This window comes from Amnibacterium sp. (assembly GCF_051956055.1).
In the GTDB taxonomy this organism is placed as follows: Bacteria; Actinomycetota; Actinomycetes; order Actinomycetales; family Microbacteriaceae; genus Amnibacterium.
In genome coordinates, this window is sequence record NZ_JBQCGC010000103.1 from 1 (window position 1) to 13,702 (window position 13,702).

The window sequence follows — 13,702 nt, forward strand, 5'->3', positions numbered from 1 at the left end:
GACGCGGACGATCGGGGCGTTGTCGCCGTCGAACTCCTGGCTCGAGAGCAGCTCGCGGACCTCGAGCTCGACGAGCTCCAGGATCTCCTCGTCGTCGACGACGTCGGCCTTGTTCAGCGCGACGACGATGTAGGGCACGCCGACCTGGCGGGCGAGTAGCACGTGCTCGCGCGTCTGCGGCATCGGGCCGTCGGTCGCGGAGACCACGAGGATCGCGCCGTCCATCTGGGCGGCACCGGTGATCATGTTCTTGATGTAGTCCGCGTGGCCAGGGGCGTCCACGTGCGCGTAGTGGCGCTTCTCGGTCTGGTACTCGACGTGCGAGATGTTGATCGTGATACCGCGCTGGCGCTCCTCGGGAGCGTTGTCGATCTGGTCGAACGCGCTCGCCGTGTTCAGCGTCGGGTACTTGTCGTGCAGCACCTTGGTGATGGCGGCGGTGAGCGTCGTCTTGCCGTGGTCGACGTGCCCGATCGTTCCGATGTTCACGTGCGGCTTGGTGCGCTCGAACTTGGCCTTGGCCACTGATGTCCTCCTCGGGACTGTTGGTCGAGGTGTCCTACCTCGGTCGTAGAGGCGCGGGTTTGCGCAGGAAACGACCGGTCGAGGATACCCGGTTTATTACGGGAGGGTTTCCGCCGCGAGCGGCTTCGCCGCCCCCGTCCGAACCCCTGCTGCGCCGCTGGCGCGGCTTCGCGTTTCGCCGGCATCGGCCGGCGGGGCGCTCCCGCGCCCTGAGGCGAGGAGCGGGGGCCGGGACGTCACCGCCACCGGCCCCGACAATCACTCACCCTTGTTCTTCTGAACGATCTCGTCGGAGACGTTCTTCGGGACCTCGGCGTAGCTGTCGAACTGCATCGAGTACACGGCGCGGCCGGAGGTCTTGCTCCGCAGGTCGCCGACGTAGCCGAACATCTCCGACAGCGGCACCTTCGCGGTGACGACCTTCACGCCGGAGGCGTCCTCCATCGCCTGGATCTGCCCACGACGGGAGTTCAGGTCGCCGATCACGTCGCCCATGTACTCCTCCGGGGTCCTGACCTCGACGGCCATGACGGGCTCGAGGAGCACCGGCGACGCCTTGCGCGCGGCCTCCTTGAACGCCATCGAACCGGCGATCTTGAACGCCATCTCGGACGAATCGACCTCGTGGTAGCCGCCGTCGAGCAGCGTCGCCTTCACGCCGACCGTCGGGAAGCCGGCGAGCACGCCCACCTGCATCGCGTCCTGGATGCCCGCGTCGACCGAGGGGATGTACTCGCGCGGGACGCGACCACCCGTGACCTTGTTCTCGAACTCGTAGGTCGTCTCCGCCGTGACCTCGAGCGGCTCGAGCGCGATCTGCACCTTCGCGAACTGGCCGGAACCACCGGTCTGCTTCTTGTGGGTGTAGTCGTAGCGCTCGATGGGGCGCTTGATGGTCTCGCGGTAGGCCACCTGGGGCTTGCCGACGTTCGCCTCGACGTTGAACTCGCGCTTCATGCGGTCGACCAGGATGTCGAGGTGGAGCTCGCCCATCCCCTTGATGATGGTCTGGCCCGTCTCGCGGTTCTGCTCGGTGCGGAAGGTCGGGTCCTCCTCGGCGAGCTTCTGGATCGCGGTGCCGAGCTTGTCCTGGTCCGCCTTGGTCTTCGGCTCGATCGCGACCTCGATGACCGGCTCGGGGAACGTCATCGACTCGAGGACGACCTGCTCGTTCACGTCCGACAGGGTGTCGCCCGTCGTCGTGTCCTTGAGGCCGATCACCGCGTAGATGTGGCCGGCCGAGACGCCGTCGACCGGGTTCTCCTTGTTGGAGTGCATCTGGAAGATCTTCCCGATGCGCTCCTTCTTGCCCTTGGTCGAGTTGATGACCTGGCTGCCGCCCTCGATGTGACCGGAGTAGACCCGGACGTAGGTGAGGCGGCCGAAGAACGGGTGCACCGCGACCTTGAACGCGAGCGCCGAGAACGGCTCGTTCGCGTCGGCGTGACGGAGGATGACCTTCTCCTCGTCGCGCGGGTCGTGCGCCTCGATCGCCGGCACGTCGAGCGGGCTCGGGAGGTAGTCGACGACCGCGTCGAGCATCGGCTGCACGCCGCGGTTCTTGAACGCGGAACCGCAGAGCACCGGGTACAGCTCGCTGTTGACCGTCATCTTGCGGATGGCGCCCTTGATCTCGGCGACCGTGAGCTCCTCGCCGCCGAAGAACTTCTCGAGCAGCGCGTCGTCGGACTCGGCGACCGTCTCGATGAGCTTCTCGCGGTACTCCTGCGCCTTCTCGAGCAGGTCGGCGGGGATCTCCTCGATGGCGTACTTCGCACCCATCTGGACATCGCCCTTGGCGTCGCCGCGCCACGTGAGCGCGCGCATCTCGACCAGGTCGACGACACCCTCGAAGGTGCTCTCCGCACCGATCGGCAGCTGGATGACCAGCGGCTTCGCGCCGAGGCGGTTCACGATCGTGTCGACGGTGAAGTAGAAGTCCGCGCCGAGCTTGTCCATCTTGTTGACGAAGCAGATCCGGGGGACGTTGTACTTGTCGGCCTGGCGCCAGACGGTCTCGGACTGGGGCTCGACGCCCTCCTTGCCGTCGAAGACCGCGACCGCGCCGTCGAGGACGCGCAGGGACCGCTCGACCTCGACCGTGAAGTCCACGTGGCCGGGCGTGTCGATGATGTTGATCTGGTTGTTGTTCCAGAAGCACGTCGTCGCAGCGGACGTGATGGTGATGCCGCGCTCCTGCTCCTGCGCCATCCAGTCCATCGTCGCGGCACCGTCGTGCACCTCGCCGATCTTGTGGGTGATGCCGGTGTAGAAGAGGATGCGCTCGGTCGTCGTCGTCTTGCCGGCGTCGATATGCGCCATGATCCCGATGTTGCGGACCTTGTTGAGGTCGGTGAGGACGTCCTGGGCGACTGCCACGGGGGAACCTTTCGAAAGAAGTGTTGAGCGCTGCTGCGTGTGCTTGCCCGATGGGCAACGCGTCAGCGCCCCGTTTCATGCCCGAGGCCGCGGACCCCGTCCGGTGGACGGAGCCGCGGCCGCGGTGGAGGTGCGTGTTCCGGACTACCAGCGGTAGTGCGCGAAGGCGCGGTTCGACTCGGCCATCTTGTGCGTGTCCTCGCGGCGCTTCACCGCGGCGCCGAGGCCGTTCGACGCGTCGAGGATCTCGTTCGTGAGGCGGTCGGTCATCGACTTCTCGCGCCGGGCCTTCGCGTAGGAGGTGAGCCAGCGGAGCGCGAGCGTGTTCGCGCGGTGCGGCTTGACCTCGACCGGGACCTGGTAGGTCGAGCCACCGACGCGGCGGCTCTTGACCTCGATGGTCGGGCGCACGTTGTCGAGCGCCTTCTTCAGCGTCGTGACGGCGTCCTGCCCGTTCTTCTGCGCCACGTTCTCGAGCGCGCCGTAGACGATGCGCTCGGCGAGGCCCTTCTTGCCGTCGACCAGGATCTTGTTGACCAGCTGGCTCACGACGGGGGCGGAGTACACCGGGTCGGCGACGACCGGGCGCTTCGGTGCGGGTCCCTTGCGAGGCATTACTTCTTCTTCTCCAACTTGGCGCCGTAGCGGCTGCGGGCCTGCTTGCGGTTCTTGACGGCCTGGGTGTCCAGCGCGCCGCGCACGATCTTGTAGCGCACGCCGGGCAGGTCCTTCACACGGCCGCCGCGCACGAGCACCATCGAGTGCTCCTGCAGGTTGTGCCCCTCACCCGGGATGTAGGCGGTCACCTCGGTGCCGTTGGAGAGCTTCACGCGCGCGACCTTGCGGAGCGCGGAGTTCGGCTTCTTCGGCGTGGTCGTGTAGACGCGGGTGCAGACGCCGCGCTGCTGCGGGTTCGCCTTCAGCGCGGGCGCCTTGGTCTTGACGACCTTCGGCGTGCGGCCCTTGCGGACCAGCTGCTGGATGGTGGGCACTCTGCTGACTCCTCGCCGCCGTGAGGCGGGTTCTCTGTTGTGCACCGTCCGCACGGACGGGCTGTCTTTCCCGGGGCATCACCCTGGCGGGTGACCCGGCACCGCACACGGGTGCCGGACGGTCGAAGCGGATGACTCGCATCCGCGCTGGTCCCGCACACGGGCGCCAGGGCCTTCGCGGGACATGCGTGCACCGGCGAGCGGCACACAACCGAACAGATAGTACCCGCACTCGGGAGGGGGATCAAACACGCCCGGCGGGTCGGCCCCGTCAGGGCTCGTCGTCGCGCTCCCACGGCCAGCGCAGCCGGCCGGCTCCGGCCGCGCGCGCCCGGACCACGACCAGCGCGATGAGGCCGGCGAGCGCGGCGAGCAGGGCGTCGGCGAGCGTGAAGACGGAGACGGCGCCGCGGCCGAGCACGAGGAAGCCGGTCCCGGGATCGCTCATGATCGCGGCGACGACGGCCGGCACGAGGATCAGCGCCACCGCGGCGATGAGCGCGCACGCCACCGGCAGGAGGACGCTCCTGGCGGTCGCGCGGGCGATCCTGGCCGCGATCGCGAGGGTCGCGACCGCCACGCCGACCGGCTCGGCGAGCGGACCGGCACCGTGGACGGCCTCCACCTCCAGGTCCGCGAGCAGGCTCACGAATCCGTTGGCCGCCACCACGGCGGCGGCCCAGCCGAGCGCGAGGAGGATCGCGACGCCGCCTCCGGCCCGCGGTTCAGACCCGGTCGTCGGCGAGCTCCTCGTCGTACCGGGCACGGGCGTCGGAGTTGCGGCGACGCACCCGGATGCCGCGCGAGCCGATCGCGAACCCGGTCCAGAGCATCACCTCGCGCGCGACGAGGCCGGTGAACACGAACTCCGGCGACTCGAACGCCCTCGCGAGCGTCGCCGTGTCGCCGATCCCTCCCCCGATCATGATCGAGATGAGCAGCACCGAGACGACGTAGACCAGGAACCCGACGATCAGGCTCGCGACCACGTAGGCGAAGCGGCCGGCGCGGTTGAAGAGCAGCACCGTGAGCTCGAAGAAGAGGAAGAAGAAGAGCACCGGCAGCCACGAGAACGGGTAGGCCGCGAGGTTCGTCAGCTGGGGCACGACCGCGCCGGCACCGCCGAGCAGGAGGACGATCAGGCCGAGGACGCCGAAGTAGAGCACCTCGAACAGTCCCGCGGCGAGGAGGACCCACGCCGTGCCGACGAGCCGGTTGCCGCGCCCCCTGGGCGGCGGGGCGGCCTCGGCCGCCGGGGCGATCGGCGCCTGCTCCTGCGCAGGAGCGGGCGCCGGTGCGACGGCGGTGGCGGGCTCGGCCGGGCCCCTCCCCTCCGGCGCCGCGACGGGGGTCGCGACCGGCCGGTCCCGCTCCGTCTCGACCGGGGTCGCGGGCTCGGGAGCGGGCGCGGTTCGGGCGGCGCCGGGCGCCGCCTCCGGCTCGGCGGGCCGGGTGTCGGCTTGCACAGGCTCCTCGGCGCGCGATCCTGCGGCCGCCGCGTGGATCTCCTCCGCGCTCGGCTCCCCGGTCGCGGCGAGCTCCTCGTCGGTGGGCGGCGCGAGCAGCTCCGCATCCGACTCCGGGGTCGTCCTGGCGTCCGCGGCGCGGGGATCCCCAGCGCCTGGGTCGCCCGCAGGCGTGGTGGGCTCGGCCATCTCGAGGTCCCTTCGTCGTGGCCCGACGAGCCTACGGGAGGGGTTCTGCGGGCGGTACGGCGACGGGTGCCGATCGGGCCGGGTCAGCTCTTCAGCGCGTAGATGTTGCCGCTGATGGTCGTGGTCGGCGGCGTCCCCGCGCCGCTCCCCCTGGCGTACGTCACGGTGTCCACCGCGAACATCCTGGCCATCTGCTGCAGGTCCTGCGCGAAGGTCACGCTGGACGACTCGGTGCCGGTGACGGTGACCGTGATCGGGATGACCGCGAAGTCGCTGCCCGTGATCAGCGGATCGGTCTTCCCGAACACGCCGGTCGCGGCGGCCGGAGGCGCTGCCGGCGCGGCGGTGGGCGCGGGCGAAGGCGTCGAGGTCGTGCTGCTCGAGGTCGCCGGGACGACGGGCGGGACGTAGTCGTTCGCGGTCGCGACGGCCAGCGACGTGATGGAGACGCCGTCGGCGGCGGCGGTGTCCCGCACCTGCTTGGAGAAGGTGCTGAGCAGCAGGGAGCCCGACACGGCCGCGGCGAGCCGGGCGTTCTGCGCCTGCAGGGTGGACTGCTTCGCGGCGAGCGCCGACAGCCGGCCGAGCTCGACCTGGGAGCTCGCGTTGGCCTGCTGCAGCTGGGCGGTGGAGGCGTCCGCGGCGGCGGCCCGCGCGAGCGAGGGCTGCACGCCGAGCACGACGGCACCTCCGCAGATCGCGAGGACGGCGACGCCCGCGCCGAGCTTCCAGAGCAGGGAGGGGTTCATTTCAGGGCCGTCCAGGTCCCGGCCGCGAGGGCCTTCGGAGTGAGGTGCACGGTGAGCACCGTCGTGTACGTGCTCGTGGAGGTGTCGTAGCTCGTGGTGCTCGTCGAGTCCGCATAGGCGGGCACCGACCCCAGGCTGTGGATCCAGGCGGAGAACTCCGGGCCGAAGGTGCTCGAGGTCACCGTGATCGAGATCGTCGCGACGCGCGCCGGCTCGAGGAGGCTCTTCCCCTGCGGGTAGGCCACGAGCGGCGTCGCACCGTTCGCGCTGATGTTCGTGACCGTGTAGCCGCTCGGCAGCCCCGCCTCGATGGCGTCGATCTGGGTCTGCCAGTCGATCATCGTCGAGCTGCCGACCCGGACCGCGGCCTTGCCCGCGGCGATCTGCGCTTCGAGCTTCCGGATGTCCTGGAACTTCGCGGTCTGCACGGCGAGGGCCTGGGCCCGCGCCTGCGCGTCGGCGAGTCGCTGCTGCGAGGAGGTGTCGACCTGCTGCGCGGCGGCGACGCCGATCCCGGCCGCGACCGCGACCGCGACGACGAGGGCGACGAGGGCGCGCCGGTGGCGCGCGATCGCTCCGGCCTCGCGGACCTCGCGCGGGAGCAGGGTGACCTGGGGCGTGCCGCCGACCCGCTGGCGTGCCTTGCGGGCGCCCCCGACGGGCTGGCGGAGCCGGGCGAGGACCCCGGTGCTCTCGGCGCTCATGCGGCACCCCGCAGCGCGAGGCCGACGGCGACCGCCGGCACGACGCCGGAGGCGAGCAGGGCGACCTCGTCGACCTGGGCGCCGACCCGGATGCCCGCGTCGCCGCGACCCGCGCTCACCGGCAGCCCGGTGGCGCCCGCGATCTCCTCGGCGAGCCCGCGCAGCTGCGAGCCGCCGCCGCTCAGCACCACGCCGGTGACGGCCGTACCGGCCTCCTCCCTGGCGTGCTCGAAGAAGGCGACGGTCGAGCGGGCGGCCTGCACGATGTCGCGCGCGCCCTCCGCGTTGACTCGCGCGACGAAGTCGGACTGGAGATCGGACGGATCGGCCTTGATGCCGTACCGGCGCTTCATGTCGTCGGCCCGGTCGGCACGCAGGCCGAGCTGGTCGACGAGCGCGGTCGTCAGGTCCTCGCCGCCGTTCGGCAGCAGCCGGACGAACTGGGGCACCCCGGCGTCGGTGACGACGACGCTCGTCGAGGTCGCACCGACGTGCACGAACAGCTGCACGCCGCTCCGGCTCTCCTCGGGCTGCGCGCGGACGATGGCGAACGGGATCAGGTCGACGTCGACGACCTTGAACCCGGCCCGCTTGACGGCTCGGATGTTGGCGACGACCGACTGCTTCGTCGCGGCGACGAGCAGACCGCGGAGGGAGGGGCCGTCGGCGTCCTCGACCTCCTCGATCGGGTAGAAGTCGAGGACGGCGTCCTCGACGGGCAGCGGCAGGAGGTCCTGCGCCTTGAACGGCAGCGCGTCGCGCAGCGCGTCGGCGGGCATCGCCGGCATGACGAGCTCGCGGATCAGCACCTGCTGGCCGCCGATGCCGAGCACCGCGCGGCGCGTCCCGAAGCCGGCGGAGCCGCGCAGGTTCTCGAGCGCCCCCACGACCGCGTCCTCGTCGACGACGACGCCTTCGCGGATCGCGTCGTGGGGCACCGGGATCTCCTGGTACCGCACGAGCGTGGCGCGCTGGCGCCCGTGCGCCGGCAGCACCTCCGCGCCGCGGATGACGCCGTGGCCGAAGTCCAGCCCGACGATCGTCTTGGTCATGGTGTTCGTGGTCGCTTTCGCTCAGGGAATCGGTGTCAGTGTCGGGGAGCCGGCCTCGCTCGGCGAGTTCCCAGTTGGGGGAACGCCCGAACGGGTCACGTGAGGCCGCAGAGGGCCAGGTAGACGTGCGCGAGCGGGTCGCCGGCGAGCACGCCGACCCATGCGCCTGCGAGCATCCACGGCCCGAACGGGATGCCGGAGGAGCGCGTCGCACGGCGGAGCACCAGCAGCGCCCCGCCGAACACCGCACCGAGCAGGAACCCGGCGGCGACGCCGACGACGAGCGGCGCGACACCGAGCTGGCCGAGGAACAGCCCGAGGACCGCCGCCAGCTTCACGTCGCCGAGGCCCATGCCTCCCGGCTTGACGAACCACAGCACGGCGTACAGCAGGGCGGCGCCGCCGGCACCGGCCGCTGCGACACCCGCCGAGACGAGGTCGCCGCGGAGCACGTCCGCCGCACCGAGCAGCACGAGCCCGGTGGCACCCGTCGGGAGCACGATCCGATCCGGCAGGCGGTGGACGTCGAGGTCGATGGCCGCGAGCGCGACCGCGGCGGCGGCGAGGACGAGGAACGCGATCCACTCGAGCCCTGCCGCTGCGGCGAGCGCGGGCGCCCCGCCCAGCTGCGCGACGAACGGCGGCCCGAAGCGCAGGGACACGATCACGAACGCGGCGCCCGTGAGCGCCTCCACGATCGGGTAGCGGGCGGCGATCGGGGCACCGCAGTCCCGGCAGGACGCCTTCAGCAGCAGCCAGGAGACGACGGGCACGTTGTCGCGGGCGCGGATCGCGTGGCCGCAGCCGGGGCACGCGGACGGCGGCGAGACGACCGACAGGCCGGCGGGCACGCGGAAGATGACCACGTTGAGGAAGGAGCCGATCGCCAGGCCGAGGGCGAGCGCGAGGGCCGCGAGTACCGGCATCAGCTCGCCACCCCGGTCGGCGTGAACGCGGGAGCGACCGCCGCGTAGGAGCCGACCTTGAACGCGGCCGAGGTCGGCTTCAGGTAGTAGGGCGGCGTCACGGTCGAGAACCGGGCGTCGTAGAGGTAGTTCTTGGCGTAGCCCGTCGCGACGCTCGAACCACTGGTCGTCGCCACAGGCCCGCGGAAGCGCTGGGCGACCGAGCCGCGCATCGTGAGGGTGCCCCGGGGCGGCCCGGCGTTGTAGTTCTGCACCTGGAACGTGTGCACGGGCGACAGCACGGCGGCGTCGATCTCGCGGTCGGTGTCACCGAGCATCGAGACGCCGTTGTACGGGGTGGAGTAGTACCACTGGATGTACTGGAGCGGATTCCACACCAGGACGCCGTTGTTGCCGACGAGCCCGAGCACGTCGCTCGTCGCGTTGTTGTACGTGATGTCGCCCGTCGCGTAGATGTAGTTGTCGCTCGCGATCGTGAGCTTGCCGTTCATCGTCCCCTTGACGAAGACGTCGCCGTCGCGGCACCCGTACGCCGGGGTGGTGGTGTCCCACAGCGAACGGTTCGAGGTGTTGCTCCAGTTCGTCGCGGGGCTCTCGCCGGACAACGGGTACCGGACGGTGCCGTTCGAATCCGTCAGCGACCACCCGGCGCTGCCCGCCGACCCGGAGATCGGGGACGCGCTCGAGCCGAGGCAGGTGTAGGTGGTCCCAGACCCCAGCGACGGCACGGCGCTCGTCGCCGTGTAGTTCGGGTCGCTCGAGTTCGTGGGCACGCTCTGGACGTAGACGAGGTTGTTCGCGGGGACCGTGAAGGTCGCCCCCTTGGTGGAGTGCATGGCGGTGATGTCGCCGCAGCGGGATGGCGCCGGAGTCGCCGCGGCGGCACCGGTCGAGGTCACCGCGGTCGCGCGCGTCCACGGCGAGACGACGGTCATGGTGCCGTCGGCGTTGAGCGTGATCCGGGTCGGTCCCGTGTAGAGGCAGCCGGGGCTCGACGCCGTGTCGGTATAGGTCTGCGCCTTCATCGCGGTGTTGGTGGCGGGCATCGCGAGCACCGGCGCGTAGCCCGGCTGGCTCGCGTTGTAGGTGCCCGCCGCGCAGCCGGAGGGCGTGCGGATGATCGGCGTGCCGGGGTTCGAGCTCGTGACCGAGCCGTTGAAGGTGGAGCCGCAGACCGTGATCGTGTCGTTCGACCGGATCGGGCCGGCGAGCTTGTCGTTCGGGCCGAACTGGATGATGGGGCAGTTGTTCGTGTTGCGGGACGCCGTGGACCACAGGTAGCTCGCGCAGCCGCTCGCGCCGGTCACAGCCGGGTCCTGCGTCTCGAAGTCGGTGAAGTACAGGTAGTTGATGAAGCCCTGCTGCTGGATGTTCGCGACGATCGTGCGCGTGAAGTTCCCGAACCGTCCCGTCGAGCGGACGCGGAGCAGGCCGGTCGCGCCGTACTGCGAGTTGTCGACCTCGTACCGGTAGCTGCCGACGGTCGCCCCGCCGGGGATCGGCACGGTCGACCAGGTGCTGCTCGCACCGGAGTCGAGGCTGAACGCGGGATTCGTGGTGAGCGGGAGGGAGACGGTGCTCGTCTTCGAGAACGAGGACGCCGGGTTGCCGTACTGCGGGTAGGTCGAGTCGGCGTTGAGCTTCGCGATGTAGTCCTGCACGCCCGCATAGGCCGCATCGAGCGCGCGGGTCGAGCCCTGCGCGGCGACCGCCTGCTGCAGGCCGGAGGTCGCCCCGGTGAGGGCCGCACCGATGGCGATGAGCATCACCGCGGTCAGCGAGACGACCACGATCAGCGCGACACCCGCCTCCCGGTCGTTCCGGGCCCGCCGCTGCAGGATGCGGAGCAGCATCAGTAGCCCCCGTTGATGATCGCGATGTTCGGCATGGTGACCTGGTTCGTCAGCTGCACCGGGTCGTTCCCGCTGGACAGCTGGTTGGCGACCGTGACGGTCACGGTGACGGCGGTGACGGTGAGCGCCTGCGCGGCCGTGAGACCGCCCGAGTCGGGCACGACGGCGGCACCCGTGCCGTCGGTGTAGGTGAAGAGCGGGGTCGCGCCGTCGGGGACGATCGGGCCGTTGACGATCCGCGTCGTCCCGGAGGTGCTGAAGGTCGTGTACCCGCCGGTCACCGTGCCGGGATAGCGCTGCTCGACGAGCCGGCCGGAGCCGTCGACCGAGAACTGGACGCGCGTCGCCGCGATCGCCGCGACACCCGGGGTGACCGTCGAGTCGACGAACGCGTCGATGCCGAGCGAGGTGGCGGTCGATCCCGCGAGCACGGCGCCTTCGACGGTCGTCTGCGAGGTGCTGACCCTGGTGCCCTGCCGGATCACCCTGGTCACCTCGTCCATCACGGTGCCCGCGGTGCCGATGCCCGACCGCGTCGACTGGTTGTCGCCGGCGACGTGGGTCACCTGGGCGAACATGCGCGCGATCAGGGTGAGCATGATGAGCATCACGACCATCGACACGATCAGCTCGATGAGCGCGATGCCGGCCTCGGGCTGCTCACGCCGGAGCCGCCGGCGCAACGCGGCGATCATCCTGCGGGCCTCGGGTCGAGCGTGAGCACGCCGTCGGCCGTGACCGAGGACAGCGGCCCGTCGTACGTGCTCGAAGGCAGCTTCACGATCGGGGCGCCGATCTTGACCGTCGTCGCGCCGAGGGCACCACCCGCGTAGAGCTGGTACGTCCCGTACGGGAGGGCGAGGGTCTTCGTGCTGCCGGGGGCGATGTACGAGGAGAACGTGAACGTCTCCGGCGTCGCGCATCCCGGCTCGCCGTTGGCGGTCGAGCTCTGGCCGACCGCCGTCACGTAGGCGTTGCCGAAGGAGAAGGTCGGTGCGGTGACGGTGAAGACGCCCATGGGCACGGTGACCGTGGACGACGTGGCCCCCGGCTGCTGCCCGGGCGCCACCCCGCGGGTCCCGGCCTTCACACCCGTGGCGACGGCCCACGCCGCGGGGTCCTCCGCCGCGCACAGCGTGGCGTTCTGGTTCGCCTCTCGGCCCGCGATGACGCCGTAGCCCGTCGTGTACGGGAACAGTGAGACCGAGGACGGCGGCGCGGAGGAACCGGCGGGACTGTAGGGCGCCCCGGAGCTGCTGAGGAAGGTCGTCGCCATCGTGTCGGGCAACGTGGCGCCCGATCCGGTCGCGTAGGACAGCGGGTACGTCGCGGTCTGGTCGTAGGTGAAGGTCAGGGGCGAGGTCGAACCCGCGGTCACGACGAGGTCGGCCGGCTCGTTCGGCATGTTCGTGGTCGGCGTGCCGTTCTGGAGCTGGTCGACCGAGTTCGCCTTCGAGATCGCGACGCGGTAGGTGCCGGGCGTGAGGCCGAACGCGTAAGCGCAGCCGTCGACGTCGGTCGCGGCGGGCTGCGTCGTCAGGGCGCTCGCGCCGCCCGAGATCGGGCTGACGGTGACGCCGACGCCGGACTCGCCGGTACCACCGACGCCGGAGACGAGGACGGAGATCGACCCGGTCGAGGAGTCGTTGATGCGGCCGTTCGGCGCGAGGATCGTGTCACTCTGCACCTTGGCGGTCGTGGGGAGGCGCCCGGTCCAGTCGACCTGGACCGTGATCCGCCGGTAGGACACGGACTTCGAGGTGCCGCAGGTGATGTCGTTGCCGTCGACGCTGACGAGCGAGGTGGTCTGGGTGATCGTGTAGGTGCGGCCGGAGATGGTCTGCGTGAGCGGCGCTCCGCCCGCAGTGGCCGGGATGTTGTGGATGTCGAAGGGGTCGAGGATCCCGCGGTCCGTGTCGAGCTGCTGCTCGGCGAGGTTCGCCGCGACCTCGCGGGACCGGTTGTCGGCCGTCATGCGGATGACGATGTTCGCGCTGGTGAGGATGCCGGTGCTGACGAGGCCGAAGACGACCATGGCCACGATCACCTCGACGAGGCTGAAGCCCTCGTCGGCTGCGGGCCTACGCATCAGATCACCTCCCGGGTCGCCCGATTCGAACGTGAGGCGACGGGCGGCCAGCTCACGCTGTCCGCCCGTCGCTCATCGAGTGCGGCGAGTGCCGCGACTCGCTACTTGCAGTCGGCCGTCTTGGTGGACGAGGGCGACGTGGCCTGAGTCACGTAGAAGTTCGTCCCGCTGCCGCTCTGCTCCACGAGGCACCAGGAGCTGGTCGAGCCGCCGGCGGTGGCGGAGTCGTCGACCGGACCGTTGGTCCAGCCGTACTTCGAGAAGGCACTGGTGTTGGTCGCCGCGGTCGTCGAGAGCGCGGTCCACGAGCCGCCGGTGCTCGCGCTGTACGCGGCGTTGATGGCGACCTTCGCATTGGCGAGGTCGGACTGGGCCGAGCTGTCCTTGGCGCTGTTCTGGACGCCGATGTACACCGGGATGGCGATGGCGGCCAGGATGCCGATGATGATCACGACGACGAGGAGCTCGATCAGCGTGAAGCCGGCCTCGCGGTCGCGGAGCTGCTCACGTCGGGCCTTGAGGGCGGTGGAGATGGACATGACGGGTTCGTTGTTCCGTTCAGGATGTGGAGTGGTGGATATCGCTGAATTCATTTCGAATAAAGCGACACTCCGAAGATAAAGTCGCTCGAATAGGGAAAGCAGACCCCTTGCGGGGGTGTTCGCGTCGATTCCTGACCCCAGTGAGCGGGGCGGTGCAGTAGCACGGATGTCCTGTGCACGAGGATGCGACATGCGACGCGCGGCGGATCGGAGGGAAACGCCCCCCGTTCGCGGGC

Annotated in this window: 14 protein-coding genes; all 14 read right to left on the minus strand. The window is 70.5% G+C overall.

Annotation, left to right across the window (positions count from 1 at the left end; genetic code table 11):
- Positions 1-525, minus strand: a 525-nt coding sequence (locus tag ACTHLI_RS14435; protein WP_440185088.1) for a GTP-binding protein, incomplete at its 3' end; no start/stop codon positions are given.
- A gap of 258 nt (positions 526-783) precedes the next feature.
- Positions 784-2,904: an elongation factor G gene (gene fusA / locus ACTHLI_RS14440; RefSeq protein WP_440185091.1), complete on the minus strand. Its 2,121-nt coding sequence runs from the start codon at positions 2,902-2,904 to the stop codon at positions 784-786.
- 144 nt (positions 2,905-3,048) lie between these two features.
- A complete protein-coding gene (gene rpsG / locus ACTHLI_RS14445; RefSeq protein WP_440185094.1) occupies positions 3,049-3,519 on the minus strand; it encodes a 30S ribosomal protein S7 in 471 nt (156 codons plus the stop codon).
- On the minus strand, positions 3,519-3,896 hold the full coding sequence (gene rpsL / locus ACTHLI_RS14450) for a 30S ribosomal protein S12 (protein WP_119480680.1): 378 nt from the start codon (positions 3,894-3,896) through the stop codon (positions 3,519-3,521). The genes rpsG and rpsL overlap by 1 nt, the downstream gene beginning before the upstream one ends.
- 271 nt (positions 3,897-4,167) lie before the next feature.
- A complete protein-coding gene (locus tag ACTHLI_RS14455) occupies positions 4,168-4,662 on the minus strand; it encodes a hypothetical protein (protein ID WP_440185098.1) in 495 nt (164 codons plus the stop codon).
- Positions 4,622-5,551: a hypothetical protein gene (locus ACTHLI_RS14460; RefSeq protein WP_440185101.1), complete on the minus strand. Its 930-nt coding sequence runs from the start codon at positions 5,549-5,551 to the stop codon at positions 4,622-4,624. The genes ACTHLI_RS14455 and ACTHLI_RS14460 overlap by 41 nt, the downstream gene beginning before the upstream one ends.
- Positions 5,552-5,634: 83 nt before the next feature.
- The gene (locus ACTHLI_RS14465; protein WP_440185103.1) at positions 5,635-6,300 is read right to left on the minus strand and encodes a hypothetical protein; all 666 of its coding nucleotides are present in this window, start codon (positions 6,298-6,300) and stop codon (positions 5,635-5,637) included.
- Positions 6,297-7,004, minus strand: a complete 708-nt coding sequence (locus ACTHLI_RS14470; protein WP_440185106.1) for a hypothetical protein — start codon at positions 7,002-7,004, stop codon at positions 6,297-6,299. The genes ACTHLI_RS14465 and ACTHLI_RS14470 overlap by 4 nt, the downstream gene beginning before the upstream one ends.
- Positions 7,001-8,056 (minus strand): type IV pilus assembly protein PilM, encoded by a 1,056-nt coding sequence (gene pilM, locus ACTHLI_RS14475; protein ID WP_440185108.1) that lies wholly within the window; start codon positions 8,054-8,056, stop codon positions 7,001-7,003. Before pilM ends, ACTHLI_RS14470 begins: the two co-directional genes overlap by 4 nt.
- A gap of 95 nt (positions 8,057-8,151) precedes the next feature.
- On the minus strand, positions 8,152-8,982 hold the full coding sequence (locus ACTHLI_RS14480; RefSeq protein WP_440185111.1) for a prepilin peptidase: 831 nt from the start codon (positions 8,980-8,982) through the stop codon (positions 8,152-8,154).
- Complete coding sequence (locus tag ACTHLI_RS14485) at positions 8,982-10,835, minus strand: hypothetical protein (RefSeq protein WP_440185114.1); 1,854 nt, start codon at positions 10,833-10,835, stop codon at positions 8,982-8,984. Before ACTHLI_RS14485 ends, ACTHLI_RS14480 begins: the two co-directional genes overlap by 1 nt.
- Positions 10,835-11,530, minus strand: a complete 696-nt coding sequence (locus ACTHLI_RS14490; protein ID WP_440185116.1) for a hypothetical protein — start codon at positions 11,528-11,530, stop codon at positions 10,835-10,837. The genes ACTHLI_RS14485 and ACTHLI_RS14490 overlap by 1 nt, the downstream gene beginning before the upstream one ends.
- Positions 11,527-12,924, minus strand: a complete 1,398-nt coding sequence (locus ACTHLI_RS14495) for a type IV pilus modification PilV family protein (RefSeq protein ID WP_440185119.1) — start codon at positions 12,922-12,924, stop codon at positions 11,527-11,529. The genes ACTHLI_RS14490 and ACTHLI_RS14495 overlap by 4 nt, the downstream gene beginning before the upstream one ends.
- A 101-nt stretch (positions 12,925-13,025) precedes the next feature.
- Complete coding sequence (locus ACTHLI_RS14500; RefSeq protein WP_440185121.1) at positions 13,026-13,463, minus strand: type II secretion system protein; 438 nt, start codon at positions 13,461-13,463, stop codon at positions 13,026-13,028.
- Positions 13,464-13,702: the final 239 nt, after the last annotated feature.